Origin of the sequence: Achromobacter sp. HZ01 (assembly GCF_003267925.1) — a bacterium.
GTDB classification, from domain to species: domain Bacteria; phylum Pseudomonadota; class Gammaproteobacteria; order Burkholderiales; family Burkholderiaceae_B; genus Achromobacter; species Achromobacter pulmonis_A.
The window spans coordinates 129,735-150,022 of record NZ_LWKV01000005.1 but is presented as its reverse complement, the minus strand read 5'-3'; the positions used below and the strand labels follow the sequence as shown (position 1 = coordinate 150,022).

At 68.0% G+C, this 20,288-nt stretch carries 21 protein-coding genes and 2 tRNA genes; 10 read left to right on the top strand and 13 right to left on the bottom strand.

From position 1 onward, the window contains the following. Positions 1–126: 126 nt before the first annotated feature. Positions 127–211, top strand: a tRNA-Leu gene (locus A6B37_RS23430). Between the two features lie 134 nt (positions 212–345). On the opposite strand, the gene A6B37_RS23425 is transcribed toward A6B37_RS23430, so the two are convergent. Next, on the bottom strand, positions 346–789 hold the full coding sequence (locus tag A6B37_RS23425) for a GNAT family N-acetyltransferase (protein WP_102774941.1): 444 nt from the start codon (positions 787–789) through the stop codon (positions 346–348). A 114-nt stretch (positions 790–903) separates the two neighbouring features. On the opposite strand from A6B37_RS23425, the gene A6B37_RS23420 reads away from it, so the two are divergent. The 5 genes from A6B37_RS23420 (at position 904) to A6B37_RS23400 (ending at position 7,187) form a co-directional block, all read left to right on the top strand. Continuing rightward, a complete protein-coding gene (locus A6B37_RS23420; RefSeq protein WP_102774942.1) occupies positions 904–1,797 on the top strand; it encodes a DMT family transporter in 894 nt (297 codons plus the stop codon). Between the two features lie 27 nt (positions 1,798–1,824). Further along, positions 1,825–2,769, top strand: coding sequence for an AEC family transporter (locus A6B37_RS23415; protein WP_111827042.1), 945 nt, complete (start codon positions 1,825–1,827; stop codon positions 2,767–2,769). Positions 2,770–2,783: 14 nt separating this feature from the next. Next, positions 2,784–4,064: an arsenic transporter gene (locus A6B37_RS23410; RefSeq protein WP_102774697.1), complete on the top strand. Its 1,281-nt coding sequence runs from the start codon at positions 2,784–2,786 to the stop codon at positions 4,062–4,064. Positions 4,065–4,209: 145 nt separating this feature from the next. Beyond that, positions 4,210–5,436: a YeeE/YedE family protein gene (locus tag A6B37_RS23405; RefSeq protein ID WP_111827041.1), complete on the top strand. Its 1,227-nt coding sequence runs from the start codon at positions 4,210–4,212 to the stop codon at positions 5,434–5,436. An 80-nt stretch (positions 5,437–5,516) separates the two neighbouring features. Beyond that, positions 5,517–7,187, top strand: coding sequence for an FMN-binding glutamate synthase family protein (locus A6B37_RS23400; protein ID WP_102774699.1), 1,671 nt, complete (start codon positions 5,517–5,519; stop codon positions 7,185–7,187). A gap of 4 nt (positions 7,188–7,191) precedes the next feature. Here A6B37_RS23400 and cls read toward each other — a convergent pair whose 3' ends face one another. Together cls and A6B37_RS23390 are read right to left on the bottom strand one after the other, a co-directional pair. Then, complete coding sequence (gene cls, locus A6B37_RS23395; protein ID WP_102774700.1) at positions 7,192–8,601, bottom strand: cardiolipin synthase; 1,410 nt, start codon at positions 8,599–8,601, stop codon at positions 7,192–7,194. Positions 8,602–8,616: 15 nt separating this feature from the next. Then, positions 8,617–8,949, bottom strand: a complete 333-nt coding sequence (locus tag A6B37_RS23390) for a DUF883 family protein (protein ID WP_102774701.1) — start codon at positions 8,947–8,949, stop codon at positions 8,617–8,619. Positions 8,950–9,236: 287 nt separating this feature from the next. Here A6B37_RS23390 and egtD point away from each other — a divergent pair, with 287 nt between their 5' ends. The 3 genes from egtD (at position 9,237) to A6B37_RS23375 (ending at position 11,735) form a co-directional block, all read left to right on the top strand. Continuing rightward, complete coding sequence (gene egtD / locus A6B37_RS23385; RefSeq protein WP_102774702.1) at positions 9,237–10,214, top strand: L-histidine N(alpha)-methyltransferase; 978 nt, start codon at positions 9,237–9,239, stop codon at positions 10,212–10,214. A 37-nt stretch (positions 10,215–10,251) separates the two neighbouring features. Beyond that, the gene (egtB, locus tag A6B37_RS23380) at positions 10,252–11,568 is read left to right on the top strand and encodes an ergothioneine biosynthesis protein EgtB (protein WP_111827040.1); all 1,317 of its coding nucleotides are present in this window, start codon (positions 10,252–10,254) and stop codon (positions 11,566–11,568) included. 90 nt (positions 11,569–11,658) lie between these two features. Next, positions 11,659–11,735 (top strand) — tRNA-Met (locus A6B37_RS23375). A 68-nt stretch (positions 11,736–11,803) separates the two neighbouring features. Here A6B37_RS23375 and vapB read toward each other — a convergent pair. The 6 genes from vapB to A6B37_RS23345 form a co-directional block, all read right to left on the bottom strand. After that, the gene (gene vapB / locus A6B37_RS23370; protein ID WP_111827039.1) at positions 11,804–12,052 is read right to left on the bottom strand and encodes a type II toxin-antitoxin system VapB family antitoxin; all 249 of its coding nucleotides are present in this window, start codon (positions 12,050–12,052) and stop codon (positions 11,804–11,806) included. A gap of 15 nt (positions 12,053–12,067) precedes the next feature. Continuing rightward, entirely contained in the window at positions 12,068–12,283 is a 216-nt protein-coding gene (locus A6B37_RS23365; RefSeq protein WP_111827038.1) for a type II toxin-antitoxin system Phd/YefM family antitoxin, read from the bottom strand. A gap of 50 nt (positions 12,284–12,333) precedes the next feature. Continuing rightward, positions 12,334–13,896, bottom strand: coding sequence for a sensor domain-containing diguanylate cyclase (locus A6B37_RS23360; RefSeq protein WP_246842551.1), 1,563 nt, complete (start codon positions 13,894–13,896; stop codon positions 12,334–12,336). Positions 13,897–14,037: 141 nt separating this feature from the next. Continuing rightward, positions 14,038–14,952, bottom strand: a complete 915-nt coding sequence (locus tag A6B37_RS23355) for a hypothetical protein (protein ID WP_111827037.1) — start codon at positions 14,950–14,952, stop codon at positions 14,038–14,040. A 161-nt stretch (positions 14,953–15,113) separates the two neighbouring features. Continuing rightward, entirely contained in the window at positions 15,114–15,296 is a 183-nt protein-coding gene (locus tag A6B37_RS23350; protein ID WP_102774707.1) for a hypothetical protein, read from the bottom strand. Between the two features lie 122 nt (positions 15,297–15,418). Further along, positions 15,419–15,667, bottom strand: a complete 249-nt coding sequence (locus tag A6B37_RS23345) for a hypothetical protein (RefSeq protein ID WP_111827036.1) — start codon at positions 15,665–15,667, stop codon at positions 15,419–15,421. Positions 15,668–15,926: 259 nt separating this feature from the next. On the opposite strand from A6B37_RS23345, the gene A6B37_RS23340 reads away from it, so the two are divergent. After that, the gene (locus tag A6B37_RS23340) at positions 15,927–16,112 is read left to right on the top strand and encodes a hypothetical protein (RefSeq protein WP_102774709.1); all 186 of its coding nucleotides are present in this window, start codon (positions 15,927–15,929) and stop codon (positions 16,110–16,112) included. Between the two features lie 39 nt (positions 16,113–16,151). Here A6B37_RS23340 and yddG read toward each other — a convergent pair whose 3' ends face one another. The 4 genes from yddG to A6B37_RS23320 form a co-directional block, all read right to left on the bottom strand. Then, positions 16,152–17,060: an aromatic amino acid DMT transporter YddG gene (gene yddG / locus A6B37_RS23335; protein WP_111827035.1), complete on the bottom strand. Its 909-nt coding sequence runs from the start codon at positions 17,058–17,060 to the stop codon at positions 16,152–16,154. Positions 17,061–17,147: 87 nt separating this feature from the next. Further along, positions 17,148–18,710, bottom strand: coding sequence for a sensor domain-containing diguanylate cyclase (locus tag A6B37_RS23330; protein ID WP_246842555.1), 1,563 nt, complete (start codon positions 18,708–18,710; stop codon positions 17,148–17,150). A gap of 141 nt (positions 18,711–18,851) precedes the next feature. Next, on the bottom strand, positions 18,852–19,073 hold the full coding sequence (locus A6B37_RS23325) for a hypothetical protein (protein WP_102774711.1): 222 nt from the start codon (positions 19,071–19,073) through the stop codon (positions 18,852–18,854). Positions 19,074–19,158: 85 nt separating this feature from the next. Then, entirely contained in the window at positions 19,159–20,250 is a 1,092-nt protein-coding gene (locus A6B37_RS23320) for an AI-2E family transporter (protein ID WP_111827034.1), read from the bottom strand. Positions 20,251–20,288: the final 38 nt, after the last annotated feature.

Below are 20,288 nucleotides of genomic sequence, written 5' to 3'. Positions count from 1 at the left end.
AAATTCCACGAAAAAGTGAAAAAAAGCCGGCACGACTTGCACACTTCTAAAAAAACATGCATAATTCTTTTCTCTGCTGCTGAACACGAAACAACGCGAGAGCGAAGTGAAATGTGAAGCGACAGCGCCCAGGTGGCGGAATTGGTAGACGCGCATGGTTCAGGTCCATGTGCCGCAAGGTGTGGAGGTTCGAGTCCTCTCCTGGGCACCAATTATTACATCACGAGGTACCTGCGTGATGCGCCAAAAAAACCCCGAACGCGTAAGCGTCCGGGGTTTTTATTTGCTTGTCTTCTTCTTTGCCCCTTCGATATTCGGCGGCTCCGACGGAGCCGCCGGGCCGCCCTACTTCAACGTGCGCGTCATGACGACGTGCGGAATGCCGGCCTCGACGAACTCCTCGCCTTCGATGCGGAACCCGTGCGCTTCGTAGAAGCCGGCGGCATGCGTCTGCGCGTGCAGCACCAGCATGCGGTGGCCGTCGCCGTGGCCCTGTTCGATCAGGGCGTCGAGCAACTGGCCGCCCACGCCCATGCCGCGGGCCCGCTTGTGGACCGCCATGCGGCCGATATGGCCATCGGGCAACAGCCGCCCGGTGCCCATCGGCGTGCCGTCCGGCCCGTAGGCCACGGCATGCACCGAGACCGCGTCGTCGTCGTCCATTTCGACTTCGGGCGGCACTTTCTGTTCGACCACGAAAACCTCGTGGCGCACAGAATAAGCGTCCTCGCGCAAGCGGTCCCAGGTTCCCAGCGCAATGCGCACCGTAGCTTTTTTATTGGTCGACATGTCCATCCCTCGCGTGCTGCCAATGAATAAAAGAATCCTACGCCGATTCTCTCAGGGATGAAGATTCCCCAAAAGGGGTACGATCGCAGCTTGCTCCCGCCTCCGCGCCCCGACATGCCGCCTGCCGCTCCCCCCGCCTGGCTGAAAGCCGCGCCCGCGCTTTTCCTGCTCCTGTGGTCCAGCGGCTTCGTCGTGCTCAAGGTCGGGCTGGCCTACGCCGATCCCATGACTTTCCTGGCGCTGCGCTACGCCTGCGTGGTGCTGATCCTGGCCCCCTTCCTGCTGTTCGCGCGCCCGCCGCTGCCGCGCGCGGCGGCGGCCTGGGGCCATCTGGCGATGGTCGGCCTGCTGCTGCAGGCGGGCTATTTCTGCTTCACCTACCTGTCGCTCAAGCAAGGCATGTCGGCCGGCGGGCTGGCGCTGATCGCTTCGCTGCAGCCCATCCTGATCGGCCTGCTGGCCCCGGCCATCGCCCACGAGCGCGTCGACGCGCGGCGCTGGGCCGGCCTGGGCCTGGGCGTGTCGGGCGCAGCGCTGGTGATCGTGGCCAAGGCCTCGGTCGACGTGCTCTCGCCGCTGGGCCTGCTGTTCGCCATTGGCGCCCTGCTGTCCATCACCGGCGGCACGCTGTATGAAAAACGCTACGGCGCCGAAACCCATCCGGCCGTCTCGAATATGGTGCAGTACGCGGTCGGCCTGGCCGTGACCGCGCCGCTGGCCTTCTGGCTGGAGCCGATGCGCATCGAGTGGACCGGCGCGCTGTGGGCCTCGCTGGTCTATCTGGTGCTGTGCAATTCGCTGGTGGCCATCACCCTGCTGCTGACCATGATCCGGCATGGCGAGGCCTCGCGCGTGTCGGCGCTGTTCTTCCTGGTCCCGCCGTGCACCGCGCTCATCGCGCTGGCGGTGCTGGACGAAGCCATCCCGGCGCTGGCCTGGCCCGGCATGGCCCTGGCCGCGCTCGGCATCCTGCTGGTGACGCGCGCCCGCAAGGCGGGTCCGCGCTAGAATGACCGCCCTCCCGCTAGCCTGCTCATGAACGCCGTCATTACCGCCGCCCTGCCGGTTTTCGCCCTGATCCTGACCGGCTGGCTGGCCGCCCGCTGGCGCATCCTGGGTCCGGCCGCCACCGACGCGCTGAACCGCTACGTCGTCTACCTGTCGCTGCCGGCGCTGCTGTTTCGCGCCATGACGCAGGTGAACCTGGCCCAGGCCGCGCACTGGGATTTCGCCGCCGCCTTCGCCGGCGGCATCGCCGTCACCTTCCTCGCTTCGTTCCTGGGCGCGCGCCGCAGCCAGCCCGCGCTGACCGACCGCAGCATCCAGGGCCTGGCCGCCTCCTACGCCAACGCCGGCTACATGGGCATACCGCTATGCCTGGCGCTGTTCGGCGCCGAGAGCCTGGCGCCCGCCACCTTCACCACGCTGCTCACCGCCAGCGTGCTGTTCGGCTTCGCCATCGCGCTGATCGAGTTCGACCGCCAGCAGGCTCCCGGCATAGGCGCCACGCTGCTGAAGGTCGGGCGCGCGCTGATGCGCAACCCGCTGCTGGCCGCGCCGATGCTGGGCCTGGCCTGGGCCTATACCGGCCAGCCGCTGCCCGAAGGCCTGGACCGCTACGTCGCGCTGCTGGGCGCCTCGGCCAGCCCCTGCGCGCTGGTCACGATAGGCCTGTTCCTGGCGCAGACCGAGACCGCCAGTTCCGGCCCCGGCGTGCTGCGCCTGGTCTGCGGCAAGCTGCTGCTGCAGCCCGCCGTGACCGCGCTGCTGGCGTTCTACGTGTTCACCATGCCGCCCATGTGGGCCTGGACCGCCGTGCTGATGAGCGCCCTGCCCATCGGCACCGGCCCTTTCATGCTGGCCGCCATGTACGGCCGCGACGCGCGCGTGACCTCGCGCGCCATCCTGGTCAGCACCGTCGCCTCGGTGCTGACCGTCAGCCTGCTGGTCGCCTGGATCAGCACCCATCCCTTACTGTGACGTCCGCCCCTTCGATGCTTGCCGCCGCCGCGATCTTCATCCTCACCATCACGCTCGTCATCTGGCAGCCCCGGGGCCTGTCCATCGGCTGGAGCGCATTGCTGGGCGCGGCGCTGGCGCTGGCCACCGGCGTGGTCCAGTTCGCCGACATCGGCGAAGTCTGGCGCATCGTCTGGAACGCCACCGCGACCTTCATCGCCATCATCGTCACCAGCCTGATCCTGGACGAGGCCGGCTTCTTCGAATGGTCGGCGCTGCACGTGGCGCGCTGGGGCGGCGGCCGCGGCCGGCTGCTGTTCGTGCTCATCGTGCTGCTCGGCGCGGCCGTCTCGGCGCTGTTCGCCAACGACGGCGCGGCCCTGATCCTCACCCCCATCGTCATGGAAATGCTGCTGGCGCTGGGCTTCGGCCCCGGCGCCTCGCTGGCCTTCGTGATGGCCGCGGGCTTCATCGCCGACACCGGCAGCATCGCGCTGATCGTGTCCAACCTGGTCAATATCGTGTCGGCCGATTTCTTCGGCATCGGCTTCGGCCAGTACGCCTCGGTGATGCTGCCGGTCAACCTGATGGCGGTGGCCTCGACCCTGGCCGTGCTGCTGCTGTACTTCCGCAAAAGCATTCCGCCGCGCTACGACGTGGCCCAGCTGCCGGCGCCGGCCAGCGCCATCCGCGACCTGACCACGTTCCGCGCCGGCTGGGTGGTGCTGGGACTGCTGCTGACGGGCTTTTTCGTGCTGGAGCCCATGGGCATCCCGGTCAGCGCCATCGCCGCCGCGGGCGCGCTGGGACTGCTGCTGATCGCGGGCCGCCAGCATATCGTGGGCACACGGCGCATCATGCGCGAAGCGCCCTGGCACATCGTGGTCTTTTCGCTGGGCATGTACCTGGTGGTCTACGGGCTGCGCAACGCCGGCCTGACCGACTACCTGGCGCAGGTGCTGGAGCGCTGCGCCCAGCATGGCCTGTGGGGCGCGGCGCTGGGCACCGGCCTCATCACGGCCTTTCTGTCGTCCATCATGAACAACCTGCCCACGGTGCTGGTGGGCGCGCTGTCGATCGCCGACACCAGCGCCACCGGCCCGGTGCGCGACGCCATGATCTACGCCAACATCATCGGCAGCGACCTGGGCCCCAAGATCACGCCCATCGGCAGCCTGGCGACGCTGCTATGGCTGCACGTGCTGGCGCGCAAGGGCCTGCGCATCACCTGGGGCTATTACTTCCGCGTCGGCATCGTGCTGACCGTGCCGGTGCTGCTGCTGACGCTGGCCGCGCTGGTCTGGCGGCTGCAATAGGCCCCGCCCGCTTTATTATTTTTAGTTATTTGGAACGCATTAATTGATGGTTTGAGATATTAATGCGCCCCCTTAGACTTTCAACCATCCCACGGGTGCGTCCACGCGCCCGTTTGCATTTCTACGTTTATCCCGGGACTCGCCCATGAGCAGCAACGCCTCGACCCTACCCCTGCCCCCAGCGGCCCTGCCGCCGATCCGCATCAACCGCAAGCCGCTGTGGATCGCCCTGCTGCTGGTGCTGGCCGGCGCCCTGTACCTGAACCAGACCGTGAGCTGGCGCCAGGGCGCGCTGTGGATCGTCGGCGCCCTGCTGGGCGTGACCCTGTACCACGCCTCCTTCGGTTTCACCCAGGCCTGGCGCGTCTTCGTCTCGGACCGCCGCGGCGCCGGGCTGCGCGCGCAGATGCTGATGCTGGCCGCGGGCGTGCTGCTGTTCTTCCCGTTCCTGGCCGCGGGTTCGCTGTTCGGCCAGCCGGTCAGCGGCTTCGTCTCGCCGCCGGGCGTGTCGGTGGTGCTGGGCGCTTTCCTGTTCGGCATCGGCATGCAGCTGGGCGGCGGCTGCGCCTCGGGCACGCTGTTCGCCGTCGGCGGCGGCAATACCCGCATGCTGGTCACGCTGCTGTTCTTCATCGTCGGTTCGGTCATCGCGACCGCCCACTTCGGCTGGTGGTCCAATCTGCCCGCGCTGGCGCCCACCTCGCTGATCAAGACCTGGGGGCTGGCCCCGGCGCTCCTGGCCAACCTGGCCGTGTTCGCGCTGATCGCCTGGGCCGTCACGGCGCTGGAAAAGCGCCGCCACGGCCACGTCATTTCCTTCGCCGCGCGCACCGCCCGTCCGGGCTCGCTGCTGCAGGGGCCGTGGCCGCTGATCTGGGGCGGCGTGGCCCTGGTGGCGCTGAACTTCGCCACGCTGGCGCTGGCCGGCCGCCCCTGGGGCATCACCTCGGCCTTCGCGCTGTGGGGCGCCAAGGTCCTGGACGCCGCCGGCGGCGACGTGGCCACCTGGGCCTACTGGGCCAAGCAGCCGTCGCTGGGCGCGCCGCTGCGCCAGGACGTCACCACGGTCATGGACATCGGCCTGATGCTGGGCGCGCTGGCCGCGGCCAGCGCCGCCGGCAAGTTCGCGCCCGTCTGGAAGGTGCCGGCCCGTTCGCTGGCCGGCGCGGTGATCGGCGGCCTGCTGCTGGGCTACGGCGCGCGCCTGGCCTTCGGCTGCAACATCGGCGCCTACTTCAGCGGCATCCTGTCGGGCAGCCTGCACGCCTGGCTGTGGCTGCCCGCCGCCTTCGCCGGCAGCGCCCTGGGCGTGCGGCTGCGCCCGGCCTTCGGCCTGGCCGTGGAAAAGACGCCGTCGGCATCCAGCTGCTGAGAAACAGTATTCCGGTTTTCGGCCGCTAGGGGCGCCGAGGCTGGTGTATGGTTGCTCCATCCCGAAATACGGAGATGGACATGAGCTGGATTTTCGGCCGCTACACGGCTTTTCTGTTGACCCTGGCGGGCGCGGCGGTCACCGCCGCGCTGGCCTACGCGAGCTCGGCCTGGTGGCTGTGGATCGCCGTGCCGCTGGCGCTGCTGGGCGCGCTCGGCGTCTATGACCTGATCCAGACCCGCCACGCCATCCGGCGCAACTATCCGGTGCTGGGCAATCTGCGCTTCCTGTTCGAATTCATCCGGCCGGAAATCCGCCAGTACTTCCTCGAAGACGACACCCAGGCCGCGCCCTTCTCGCGGGCGCAGCGCTCCATCGTCTACCAGCGCGCCAAGCGCGAGATCGACAAGCGTCCCTTCGGCACCCAGCAGGACGTCTACGGCGACCAGTACGAATGGATCAACCATTCCATGTCGCCCTCGCGCATCGACGACACCGACTTCCGCGTCACCGTGGGCGGCCCGGAATGCAAGCAGCCCTATTCCATGTCGGTGTTCAACATCTCGGCCATGAGCTTCGGCGCGCTGTCGGCCAACGCCGTGCTGGCGCTGAACGAAGGCGCGCGCCAGGGCGACTTCGCGCACGACACCGGCGAAGGCGGCATCAGCCGCTACCACCGCCAGCCCGGCGGCAGCCTGGTGTGGAACATCGGCTCGGGCTACTTCGGCTGCCGCGACGCGCAGGGCGCGTTCTCGGAAGAAGCCTTCGTCAAGAACGCCTGTACGCCGCAGGTCAAGATGATCGAGATCAAGCTGTCGCAGGGCGCCAAGCCCGGCCACGGCGGCATCCTGCCGGCGGGCAAGGTCACGCCCGAGATCGCCGAGGCCCGCGGCGTGGCGCCGTGGCAGGACTGCAATTCGCCGGCCACCCACTCGGCCTTCGACTCGCCCATCGGCCTGATGAAATTCGTGGCGCGCCTGCGCGAGCTGTCCGGCGGCAAGCCGGTGGGCTTCAAGTTCTGCGTGGGCCATCCCTGGGAATGGTTCGCCATCGTCAAGGCCATGCTGGAGACCGGCATCACACCCGACTTCATCGTGGTCGACGGCGCCGAAGGCGGCACCGGCGCGGCGCCCGTCGAATTCGTGGACCACGTCGGCACGCCGCTGCGCGAAGCGCTGCGCCTGGTGCACAACACCCTGATCGGCGTGAACCTGCGCGACCGCATCAAGCTGGGCGCCTCGGGCAAGATCATCACCGCCTTCGACATGGCGCGCGTCATGGCGATGGGCGCCGACTGGTGCAACGCCGCGCGCGGCTTCATGTTCGCCGTCGGCTGCATCCAGGCCCAGGCCTGCCATACCGGCAAATGCCCCACCGGCGTCACCACCCAGGACCCGCTGCGCCAGCGCGCGCTGGTGGTGCCCGACAAGGCGCAGCGCGTGGCCAACTTCCATCGCAACACGCTGCATGCGCTGGCGGAGCTGCTGGCCGCGGCCGGCCTGACGCATCCGGGCCAGCTGCGCCCCCACCACATCGCGCGGCGCATTTCGTCCAGCGAGATCCGGCTGCTGTCGGCGCTGTTTCCCGAGCTGACCCCGGGCGAGCTGCTGCGCGGCGAATTCCGCCACCAGGTGTTTCGCGCCGGCTGGGCCATGGCGCAGGCCCATTCGTTCCAGCCGACCCACGACATCCCCACGGCCCTGGAACTGGCGCGCGCGATGCAGGCGGCGCCGGCCCCCGGCCGCGCCTGAGCCGCTAGAGCCAGCGCTCGAACATGCGCGAGAAAAACTCCATGGAACGGTCTTTCACGCCCCGGGCCTGCCAGGCCTCGGGCGTGATGCGCACCGAATCGGCGACGTCGCGCTGGAACAGCGCCTCCATTTCGCCGGCGAAGTCAGGCCCCAGCACCACCGCGTTGATTTCGTAGTTCAGCGCGAAACTGCGCCAGTCCATATTGCTGGACCCCACGGTGGACCAGACCCCGTCGACCACCGCGGTCTTGGCGTGCAGCAAGGCGTCGCGCCGTTCATAGAGCTTGACGCCGGCCTCCAGCAGGTCGGCGTAATGCGAGCGCCCGGCATGGAACACCAGCGACGAATCGCTGAAGCCCGGCAGCACCAGCACCACGTCGACCCCGCGCCGCGCGGCCGCCGTCAGCACGTCGATGAAGGCCGGGTCCGGCACGAAGTACGCCATCGTGATGTGTATGTATTTCTGCGCGCTTTCGAACGCCGACATCAGCGTCAGGTACACCGTGTAGCCATCGCTGCGGTCCGGCTGGTTGGCCAGTATCCGCACGCTGGTGTCGCCCGCGGCCGGCGCGACGTAGGCGTCGCCGCCTTTCAGCGGTTCCTTGGTCTGCGACTCCCAGCCGGTCCGGATGACGGCCTCCAGCTCGGCCACCGCCGGCCCCTCGATGCGCAGATGCGTGTCGCGCCAGGGCGCGGTCCGCGCGTCGCCGGCCGCGGCGGCGTCGGACTTGCCCGATCCCGAACTCGACCCCGGCGAGGACTCGTACACGCTGCTGACGTTCAGCCCGCCCAGATAGCCCACCTTGCCGTCGACCACCAGCACCTTGCGGTGATTGCGCTGGTTCGGCGACCAGCCGGCGCGCGCCAGCGCCGGATTGACCGGATTGAAGACCGCCACCTGCACGCCCGCATCGCGCAGGCGGTCGAACAGCGCGTCGGGCGTCTTGATCGTTCCGATCGCATCGACCATCAGCGACACCTCGGCGCCGCGCGCGCGCGCCGCGATCAGCGCATCGGCGAAGCGCGAACCCTCGGTGTCGTCATCGAAGATGTAGGTCTCCATGTGCACGTAGCGGCGCGCCTGGCCGATGGATTGCAGCATGGCCCGATAGGTGCTGGGCCCGTCGGCCAGCAGCCGGACACGATTGCCCGGCACCAGCGGCGCGCCGCTGACCGCCTGTTCGACGGCGAGGTGGCGCGCCAGGAAATCGTCCTTGGGCGTGCGCGGGTCGGCGCTGATGCCCTGGCTGCGGCGATAGCTGTCGAGCGCCGCGTCGGCCGACTGGCTGGCCTGCGCGGCGCGCGCCTCGCGCTCGGCGGAATCCGGCACGCTGGCGCAGCCGGCCAGCAGCATGGCGCAGGCCAGCGCCAGGGCGCGCGCCCACGGCCGGGCGCAGGCCGCAGACGGCCTCATGATGGAGAAACGGGACTAGCGCCGGCCGCTCGCCAGCAGGCAGCCCAGCAAGGCGCCGACCAGCGCGGCCACGCCCACCGATTTCCAGGCGTGCTCGTGCACGTACTCGTCGGCATAGACGGAGGCCTGCCGCGCGCGTTCGCGCGCCGCGCCCTCCCACTGGCCGGCGGATTCGCGCGCGTCGGCCAGCTGGCGGCGCAGGCGCGCCCGCGCCGCCTCGATCTCGGAGCCCGTATACGAAGCCGTCGAACGCAGCAGGTCTTCGGTGCCCGCCAGCAGTTCATGGAAGCTGTCGCTCACCCGTTCGCGGTGCAAAGCCATTTCGGCGCGTTGGTGCTTTCGGTTCATGGTCGCTCCTTGTGATTATTTGAAGGGAGTCGGGCCTGCCTGCGCCCACCGCGGCGGGCTGCGTCAGGCCATGGTGCCTATTGTGACGCCCGCCGGGGCGCGGCGCCCGAGCTTTGGCAACCAGCCGTAATTCGATATTTCAGCCGCCGGACGCCGGCTCACGGTCCCGGCTTCGATTTGGTAAAAGTCCATTGCATTCAGCGGCTTAGGCTTGACACCCCGGCCCCCATCCCCACGACAATAGACCTTTGCAATGCGCTTCAAGCTCTCAAAAAGGAACTGAACGCATGGTTTCTCCCTCCACCCTGTTCGCCCCCGCCGCCACCGAATTCATCGACCGGCACCCGCAGCAGCCCAGTCCGGAGCAGGTCGAATTGCGCGACGGGCTGCTGGACCAGCCGGCCCACGTCGATCCCAAGTTCCTGTACGACGCGCTCGGCTCGGCGCTGTTCACCGCCATCACCCAGCTGCCGGAGTACTACCCCACGCGCTGCGAGGCGGAAATCTTCCAGCGCCACGGCGCAGCCATCGCCCGCCATGTCGGCCCGGTGCAAGCCATGATAGACCTGGGCGCGGGCGACTGCGTCAAGGCGGAGCGCCTGTTCGCCAGCCTGCGCCCGCGCCATTACGTGCCCATCGACATCTCCGCCGACTACCTGCAATCGGCGGTGCGGCGGCTGCGGCTCTCGTATCCCGAACTGCAGATCACCGCGCTGGGGCAGGACTACACCCACGCGCTGGCGCTGCCGGCCGACATCCCCGCTGCCCAGCGGCTGTTCTTCTATCCAGGCTCCAGCATCGGCAACCTCAGCCCCGAAGACGCGCTCGCCATGCTGCGGCGTATCCGCGGCCAGTGCGAAGGCGGCGGCCTGCTGGTCGGCGTGGACCGCGTCAAGCCGGCGCAGGTGCTCGAGCCCGCCTACGACGACGCGCTGCACCTGACCGCGGCCTTCAACCTGAACCTGCTGCGGCACGTGAACCGCCTGCTGGACGCCGATTTCGACGTGGCCGACTGGCGCCACGTGGCGCGCTTCGACAGCGCGCGCTCGCGCATCGAAATGCACCTGGAGGCGCTGCGCGCCGTGCGGGTCGCCTGGCCCGGCGGCCAGCGCGAATTCGGCGCCGGCGAACGCATCCACACCGAGAACTCCTACAAATTCACCCCGCAGTCCTTTGCCGCCCTGCTCGGCAGCGCCGGCTATCGCGACGTCGCGCACTGGTCGGATTCCCGCGGCTGGTTTTCGGTTTTCAGCGCCCGCGCCTGATGCCGGGCAAGACACTAAACGCCACTGGAGGATCGCCATGGAACCTGCGTGCCTGCTGACCCACCCCGCCACCGGACCGTACGCGGCCGGCCAGGCCGGCCAGCATGACCGCTACGACGCGGTGCGCCTGACGACGGCGGCCCTCGCCGCGCCGCTCAGCCCGGAGGATTGCCAGGTCCAGTCCATGCCGGACTGCAGCCCCGTCAAATGGCACCTCGCGCACACCACCTGGTTCTTCGAGACCTTTCTGCTGGGCCGCTTTCACCCCTCCTACGCGGTATTCCACCCGCAGTACCGCATGCTCTTCAATTCCTACTACAACGCCATCGGCGCCAAGCATCCGCGCCCGCAGCGCGGCCTGCTGTCGCGCCCCTCGCTGGGCGAAGTGCAGCAATACCGCCAGCACGTGGACGGCGCCATGCACGAACTGATCTCGCGCCTGGGCGGCAACGACGCGGAGTTCGACGCCCTGCTGGAACTGGGCCTGAACCATGAGCAGCAGCACCAGGAACTGATCCTCACCGACCTGAAGCACATGCTCTCGGCCAATCCGCTGCGCCCGGCCTACGTGGCGCCCGGCGCGACCGCCCTGCCCCCGGCCACGCCCGCCGGCTGGACCCGCTACGCCGGCGGCATCACGCGCATCGGCCACGACGGACGCGGCTTCGGCTTCGACAACGAGGGCCCGGCGCACGACGTGCTGCTGGCCCCCTTCCACCTCGCCGACCGCCTCGTGACCCAGCACGAATACCTGGCTTTCATCCAGGACGGCGGCTACAAGCGGCCCGAGCTGTGGCTGTCCCTGGGCTGGGACCAGGTCTGCGCGCAAGGCTGGCAGGCGCCGCTCTACTGGGAACGGCAGCGCGACGGCTGGCGCCTGTTCACGCTGCGCGGCATGCAGGAGCTGGAACTGCAGGCCCCGGTCACGCACGTCAGCTACTTCGAGGCCGACGCCTACGCCCGTTGGGCCCGCGTGCGCCTGCCGCGCGAAGCCGAATGGGAACACGCCGCCCGCCAGTTGCCCGAGGGCGCCCTGTCGGGCCGCGCCAACATGCTGGAAAACGGCCACCTCGACCCGCGCCCCGCCCCCGCCCGCAACGGTTCGGGCGGGCCGGTGCAGCTCTTCGGCGACGCCTGGGAGTGGACCTGTAGCGCCTACGACGCCTACCCCGGCTTCCGCCCCGACGCCGGCGCCGTCGGCGAATACAACGGCAAGTTCATGTGCAGCCAGTACGTGCTGCGCGGCGGCTCCTGCGCCACCCCCAGGGACCACATCCGCCCGAGCTACCGCAACTTCTTCCCGCCCGACGCCCGCTGGCAGTTCTCCGGCATCCGCCTGGCGCGAGACGCCTGAAAAAATGATGGCCGACTGCTTGCGCATGGAAAAAATTCTGTGCTAGAATTTCGTTCTTCGTTGATCGCTACTAGTAATTAACGAAGACGTGGCGCATTAGCTCAGCCGGTTAGAGCGACGGAATCATAATCCGCAGGTCCCCTGTTCGAATCAGGGATGCGCCACCAAAGAATTCAAAAAGCGCCCACGTAAGTGGGCGCTTTTTTTGTTGATGCGCATTTGTCGCTTGAAGCTTTCAGGTGGCTCTTGCCCGCTCCTCGGCCTCGCGCTCCTGGTCTGCCGGTTGCTCACGCTGCGCCATGAAATCGGGCGTCACCCCCTCGCTATCGAACCAGCCATCCCACGATTCGCCCACTGGTGTAATGATCCTGGTCCGACCATGCACCACGACATCAACCCGTTTCACGCCCTCAGGAAACGCGACGGCCCTGGGCAGTCTTATGGCCTGACTGCGGTTGCTTTGAAAAACGGCACCTTGTTCCACAGCACACCTCCTGGGCTATGACGAACACTCGCAATCCTCGACGCCCGGCATAGCCAGGGCATCAGCAATGTTGCGCCGCGGCTTCGTCAGTCGACGGTATTCCTCGATGCTCAACAGCACATGTGTCGGCTTGCCATGATCTGTAATCAATACAGGGCCGATACCGGCCGCCTTCTTCGCACGCGCCACATGCAGCCTGAATTCGCTGCTGGAAAAGATCGCGATGGTCATACCGGCACCTCCGGCTCAAGAGCACCCGCAACTACGGGCCATTGTTTTCGCTAGAACGGATACACCACCACCCTGTCGCCCCCCGCTTTCTTGGCCGCGTACAGCGCCTGGTCGGCGGATTTCAGGACTTCACAGACGTCTTCGTTGTCGTGGGGCCAGCGGGCCACGCCGATGGAGATGGTGATGCAGCCCACGCCGTCGGGCATATGGGTGTTGGCGACGGCTGCGCGGATGCGTGCGGCCACCAGTTGCGCGACCCGGGGGTTGCCTGCCGGCATCAGCACCAGGAATTCCTCGCCGCCGATGCGGCACGGCAGGTCGCCCGCGCGGATAACGGCGCGCAGCAGGTCGGCCAGCGTCATCAGCACTTTGTCGCCGGCGGCATGGCCGTAGGTGTCGTTGACGCGCTTGAAGCGGTCGATGTCCAGGGCCAGCACCGAGAACGGCTGATGCGAAGCCATGAGCCGTTCGATCGCGCCTTCCATGCCGCGCCGATTCATGAGGCGGGTCATGGGATCGGTGTGCGTTTCGGTGTTGAGCTGGGTGATCCGGCGCCGGTGCTGCGCCAGCGTCACACATACGGCTTCGCGCAGCTGCTGCGCCTCGTAGTACCACGGCCGCAGGCCGCGCAAGGGCTTTTCGTCCCTGCCGCCGTCGTCGCGCCGCATGGCCTGGGCCAATTGGGACAGCGGGTGCGCGATGCCGCGGGCCAGCACGTAGATCAGCAGCAGCGTCAGCGCCGCGGCCGGCACGGAATACAGCAGCGCGCGGCGCAGCAGGTCGCGCTGCGGTTCCAGCGTGACCGCTTCCGGGGTCTGCACCACCACGCCCCACTTGCCGCTGCGCATGGGCGCGTAGCCGGCGAAGTAACGCTTGCCGCGCGTGCCGGTGACGGCCACCGCGCCGGCCTCGCCCCGCCCGAGCGCATCGACCACCACGTTGCCGCTTTCGTTCGTTCCAATCCGGGACTTGTCCTGGTGCACCAGGACCTTGCCGCCGGAATCGACGACATAGACGTTGGAACCGTCATGGTGGAAATGGACGCTGACCAGGCGGTCGAGTTCGTTGTCCTGCTGCAGGAAGATCACCGCGCCGAGCAGGCCCAGATAGCTGCCCTCGGCGTCGCGGATCGGTTGTGAAAATAGGACTATCGGAAAGCCGTCGGCGGACAAATAGACGGCCGAGACATGGCCGGCGACTTCGCGCTGGTCGATTTCGACGCGGCTCAGCATCGCCGGTTTCTGGGTGAGTTCGGGCGCCAGCGATTCGAATGCGATGACTCTGTTGTCGCGGTCGGCGACGAAAGCCGCGACCACGCCGTCGGACTGCCGGGCGACCCTGGCGGCCTCGGCGGCCAGGGCTTGGGGCGAGGACAGCAGCGCCGGCAGACGGCTGGCGCTGACCTCCAGCTGCCGCTGCACGGACCCGATGTACAGGTCCACGGTGGCGGCGAGCTTGGCGGCATACGCCCGGTTGGCCTCCAGGGACCGGGCGATCAATTGCTCCTTCTGAACGATCTGGGCCGCGGCCAGGGCGTTGACGAACGCGATCATCGCCGTCAGCACCCCCAGCGCGACGATAAGCAGTAGCAGCGTGATTCTCGGCTTTCTCAACCAATCCCCCCTTCGCCTGCGCTTGCGGATACGAATCCGATTTCTACCATCTCGCGGCGAAATGCACATCGGGCCGAAATTGGCGGCCACGGGCCTGCCCGGCCCGCGGCATACGCTGTTTGAGCGGCGAGAAAAACCAGACTAAGGCAGGTCCCGGCGCCGTCCGCCCCAGGTCGCCGCCAGGCTTGCCACGAAGGCGCCGATCAGCATCGAGGCGAAGCCCCACAGCGCCAATGCGGCGGCCGCCTTGCGCGCGGCGTCCGCGGCCTCCTTGGCCTTCTGCTTGGCTTCGTCGGCCGTTTTGCGGGCATCCTGGATCGCCTGTTCGACGCGGCGCTGCGCCGCGTCCGGCTCGATGCCGGCCTGCGCCGCCACCACTTTCGCCACGTAGTCGCGGTCCGCCGGCGTCATGTCGCCGCGCGCCAGGCTGACGGCCACGATGCGCCCGACCTCGGCGCGCGCGCTGGCGCGGTCGCCTGTGGCGTCGGGCCGTTCGGCGCGCAGCAGCAGGTCGGCCAGGTAATCGCCGGTCTGCGCCATGCCGCCCGAGCCCGCGCCCGATGCCGCGGCGCCGCCCGCCGCCGACGCGGCGACCGTGGCGCCGGCGCCCGCCATCGAGGCGCCGGTCTTGGCCACGCCCGTGGCCAGCGAGACGATGGAGGCTCCCACCAGCGCGGCGCTGACGACGGCGCTCAGCGCCCACACCAGAAAGCCGTGCGCGGTGTCGCGGAAGTAGATCTCATCGGTGTGCACGTCGGCCCATTTGGTGCGCAGGCGGCCGGTGACATAGCCGGCGATGCCGTAGGCGACGATCTGCGTGAACAGCATCCAGGCGATGACGCCGATGCCGGCCGCGGGCGCCGAGAGGCCCTCGTCTCCCCATGGGGAAACCGAGAGAAAGCCCAGGCCGCCGCCGCCGGCGAACAGGGCTAGCGACAGCGCGGCCGCGATGACCGCGCCGGCGAACACGGCCGCCCACGAGACCGCGGAGGCCGCGGATTCCCGTGGCAGCGCGCCGCCGGTATAGGGTTGGTTCAACATCGATGCGTTTTCCATGGACTATTCCTCGTTCATTGCGGGTAGGCTGCGGCGTAGGTCAATGCCAGAAAAGCGCGAGCAGGATGATGATGGGGATGGGCACGCCCAGCAGCCACAACAGGATCGATCGCATGAGTAAGCCTCCTTGCTTGGATTGCGCATAGCGCGGGATGCGGCGCTCAGGCCAGGTCTATCGTGCGCGGGTCGCTGGGGTCGGGCCGGCGCGGGTCCGGCGGGACTTCCTCGCCGGGGTCGTCGGGCGGCGGCACGGAGCCATCGGGCGGCAGGCTGCCGGGTATCGTGGGATCGTCCGGCGGCAGATCGTCGGGCTGGCCGGGTTCTCTATGCATGGACTGGGACATGGCGGAATCTCCTCGATCGGCGCAGGATGCGCACGCGCCCTCCAGCAATCCGCGTGCCCGCGCGGGCAGCAAAAAGCCCTCTGGCGAGGGCTTGGAAAAGAAGAAGAATGAGGCGGGCCGGTTCAGAACCTGGAGCGGCCGTCCTTGCCCGGCTCGGGGCTTTGCGGATCGCTGCCCAGGAATTCCACCACCGCGGCCTTGCCCGCGGCCGACGCCTCATCCTGGCTGCCGTAGCGCTTTTCGGAATAATTGGTGCTGCGCACATTGCCGCTTTCCGGGTCGAACAAGGTGATGATCCAGGCGAATTCGCCCGGCATCAGCTGCCTGACCTGCAATGTGGCGCGCGTGCCCGGACGCAATTTCTGCGGCATGTGGCGGCCTCTTGATGGGACTCGATGCCGCCATCGTAGCGCAAACCGGCGGCGCATCGCCGCTTTGAAGGCCGTCCCGAAATGCTGCATGCGCACATGGATTTCATGCTGCAGGGTGCGCGGCTAATACGCCACAAACCGCGCGCGCCGTCAGGAAAACCCTAGGGCCCGCCGCCCGAATACAGGCGCACAATCAATACAAACATCTAGACCGCTCAGCGGCGCCGAATCCCTTTAATCAGGCGAGGACGGAGACAACATGACTCACGTAGCAGTGGTTATCAGCTGTTTGATGGTTATGGGTATCGTCGCGTTGGTGATTCAAACGATTCAAACCGCAGGGCCCGAGCCCTTGCTGAAAATATCGGCGGCGATCGTCAGTTCCCTGTTCGCTTCGCTGCTGCTGATCCCGCTGGGATACGCGGTCGCGCAATCCGTGCTCTGACCGAGCGATTCTTCTTTGACATGACGGCCCGGCCTGGGGCTACACGCCCCGGGCCGGCCTGTTGCGCGTCGCCGCCCAGCAGATCAGCGACCCGGCGGTGACCATGGCCACCCCTTGCCAGAACGGCGCGCCCAGGCGCGTCGACAGCCACACGGCGGCGAAAAAGGTGGAGAACACCGGCGTGAAATACGAGGCGGTGGCGAGCAAGGTCAGGTTGCCCTTGAGTATGCCCACGTTCCACAGCGCGTAGCCGGCCGCCATGGCCCCGCCGGTCACGCAAAGCTCCAGCGTGGCGGGCCAGGTGAACGCCAGCGCGGGCTCCGCGCCCAGCAGGTATTTGGTCCACAGGGCCGCCGCGGTCAGCATGAAAAACAGCGCGACGCCGTTCTTGCCGTCGGCGTAGCGGCGCGTCACGTTGCAATACAAGGCCCAGATGACGGCGCCGCTGAACGCCAGCCCGTAGCTCAGGGGATTGCTGGAGACGTTGGCCACGGTGCGTTCCCAGGACAGCCCGCCCGAGCCGCCGACGACCCAGACAATGCCGCCCAGCGACAGCAGGATGCCGGGCGCCACCCAGGCGCTGGCGCGCTGGCCGTTGATGAGCATGGCCAGCACCACCGTGAAGCAGGGCCACAGGTAGTTGACGATGCCCAGTTCGATCGCCTGCGCGCGGTCGGCGGCGTAGCCCAGCGAGAGCGAAAGGCAGATCTCGTAGGCGACGAAGAGCAGGCTGCCGACGATGAGATAGGAACGGGGGAAAGCGCGCAGCCTGGGAAAGCCCAGCAAAAGCACCAGGAAAATGGAGCCCGCCGTATAGATCAGCGCCGCCCCGCCGACGGGGCCGAAGTTTTCGCTGACGCTGCGGATCAGGCCGACGACCGTGCCCCACAGCAGCACCGCCAGCAAACCCGAAGTCGTGGCCATGTTCCGGCCGATGGTGAATTGCATTTCCGCTTCCGATGGTGCGCCGCGTCGCGCGCGGCGTCGAACCGCGCAGTGTAGCGAAAACCCCGGGCGCGCCACGCCCGGGTGGCGTCAGCCATCCAGCACCACCCGCCGCTTGCCCAGCCCCTTGGCCTTGTAGAGCGCCACGTCGGCGCGCTCCATGAGCTGCTGCAGCTCCATGCCGGACTGCGGGAACATGGCCACGCCCACGCTGGCCGACACAGTCGGCTGGATGTCCGGGTAAGGCTGCGACAGGCGCTCGACCAGCGCTTCGGCGACCAGCCGCGCGTTGTCCCCGGTGACCCCGAGCAGCAGCACCGCGAATTCGTCGCCGCCAAGGCGGGCCGCCACGTCCGAGACCCGCACCGCCTCGACCATGCGCTCGGCCACGCCCCGCAGGACCTCGTCGCCAGCGGCGTGGCCGTGCATGTCGTTGACGGCCTTGAAGCCGTCCAGGTCGATCGCCAGGATGGCGAAGGAGTCGCCGCTGCGCTGCGCCACCGCCAGTTCGCGCTGCACCAGTTCGCTGAACAGGACCCGGTTGCACAGGCCGGTCAGCGGATCGTAGTGCGCCAGGCGCTGCGCGTGCGCCAGCATGCGCGAGGCCTGCAGCATGGCGCCGCCCACCTCCGCCACTTCCTTGACGCGCGTGCCCGGCAGCTCCACCGCGCGGCCGGTGCCCAGCGCCAGCGCCGGCGCGACCAGGCCCTGCACCGAAGAGGTCAGCCGGTTGGCCAGCCGCAACGCCAGCCACAGGCCCAGGCCGAAGGCGGCCAGGGTGCCCAGGGCGATCCAGGCGATGGAACGGTACAGGTCGGTCGTGACCAGGGACATGGGCGCGCCGGCGGCGACGGTCCAGCCCGACAGCGACGAGCGGCTGAAGGCCGTATAGACGGGCACGCCCTCTCTCGTGACCGTTTCCAGCGAGCCCTCGCTTTCCTGCAGGGCGGCGCGGGTCAGCGTGGGCACGGCCTTCTGGCCGACGAGCCTGGCCGAGTCGCGCGTGCGCGCGACGATGGTGCCCGAGCCGTCCAGCACCACCGCGATCCAGCCGTCCGGCAAGGCGCGCCGGCTCAGCACCTGGCCGATGCGCTCGGGTGGAATGCCCGCGCTCAGGGTGTAGACCACCTGCCCGCCGCGCATCACCGGCGCGCCCAGCGCGATGGACGGAGCGCGGCTGACGCCGCCGGTGAACAGCCCCGTGAGCACCGGCGCGCCGGTCTGGAACACGCGCGCCAGTTCCGGGGAGGTACTGGACGTGGGCAGCGCTTCGCCGTAAGGCACCAGGGTGTTGATGAGCTGGCGGCCGTCGCGGTCCGACAGCACGTAGTGTTCGGCGATATGGAAGCCCACCGCTTCGCGGGCGCGCTCGTAGAGGCCCTGCAGATTGCCCGCCACCGCGTCGGGGGACGACGCCAGCATGCGCAGCCCGGCTTCGACGCCGGTCAATTCACGGTCGAGAATGGCGGTGAGATTGCGCGCCAGGAATATGGTGTCGCGGAAAATCCGTTCTTTCTGGATGACGTAGCTTTCGTAGACGGCGATCGACGCCACGATCAGCGCCGGCGAAATACAGGCCACGACCAGCGCCAGCAGGCCGGTCCGCATGGAGTAGCGGCGCGGCTTGCGCTGCTGCGATTGCACCGACACCATTGCACTCATGCGCCTCCCGCGGGGTCCGCCAGCTGCCACACAATTCGCAACAAAATACGCGGCGATAGTGTGGCTAAAACTTTCGTGTCCCCAATTTACCCCGAAAGCGCTCGCCGGACCACGGGAGGCAACCGCCCGGCGCTACGGCTCTTCCAGGTCGGGTGTGCCGGCGAACTGGCTCTTGAGCAGGGTCAAGGCGCCCTTTTCCGCCAGCGCCTCGTTGGGAAACACGTGCTTGGTGTCTTCCAGCGTGGGAAAGCCGAAGACGCGCACGCGGGTGCGAAAGCCCTCCGGCACCTCGGCGAATTCAATATCGAAGTTGCGCTCTTCGATCCAGCCGGACCGATGCAGTTTCCATTCCATATGCAACACGCTCCTGATAGGCGAAGTCCACACGAAATGCCCGGCCCCCTGGAGGCCGGGCGCCACTACACCATACACCGCGCGCCTATTTCCTGGCGGGCGGGCGTTGGTCGGCGATGCCGGGCGCGCTCTCGGGCAAGGGCGCGAACAGGTCCCAGCTGGCCATGAACAGGGCCGCGATCAGCGGGCCGATCACGAAGCCGTTCAAGCCGAACAAGGCCATGCCGCCCAGCGTGGAGATCAGCACCACGTAGTCCGGCATCTTGGTGTCCTTGCCCACCAGGATGGGACGCAGCACGTTGTCCACCATGCCGATGACCAGCACGCCGAACAGGATCAGCGCGACGCCCTTGAGCGTGGCGCCGGTCAGCAGGAAGTACAGCGCCACCGGCGCCCAGATCAGGCCGGCGCCCACCGCCGGCAGCAGCGACAGAAATCCCATGATGACGCCCCAGAGCAGCGCGCCCTGGATCGACAGGATCGAGAAGATGATGCCGCCCAGCGCCCCCTGAACCGCGGCGACCGCGACATTGCCCTTGACGGTGGCGCGCACGACGGTGGTGAACTTGCGGAACAGGTGCTGCTTGTGCACGTCGCTCAGCGGCATGGCGCGCTTGAGCCGCGCCGAGAGCTGCGGGCCGTCGCGCAGCAGGAAGAACAGCAGGTACAGCATGATGCCGAAGCTGATCACGAACTGGAACGTGTCCTGTCCGATGCTCAGCGCCTGCGTGGCCAGGAACTGGCTGGCCTGCATCGCGCCGGCGCTCAGTTTTTCCTGCAGGCTCGGAATGTCGGCCAGGTCGAAGCGGGCCAGCAAATCGTGCACCGACGGTGGCAGCGCCGCCATGGCCTGCTGGAAGTAGGCGCCGAAATTGATCTGCCCGGACTTGATGCTTTGATAGAGATTCGCGCCTTCGCGCACCAGCGATCCGCTGATGACGACCAGCGGCAGGATCACCAGCAGCAGCACCAGCAACAGCGTGATCAGCGCGGCGAGGTTGCGCCGGCCTCCGATGCGCGGCACCAGGCGGCGCTGCAGGGGAGCAAAAATGATGGCGAGGATGGTGCCCCAGAAAACGGCCCCGTAGAAAGGCCACAACAACCACCCGAACGCGATGGAAACCGCTACCAGCAGGAGCAGGAAGGTTCGGTAGTGCACGCTGGAAGATTGACTCATGTTCCGTCCCAGGCACGGCAAGCGCCGCGAGACCCGCA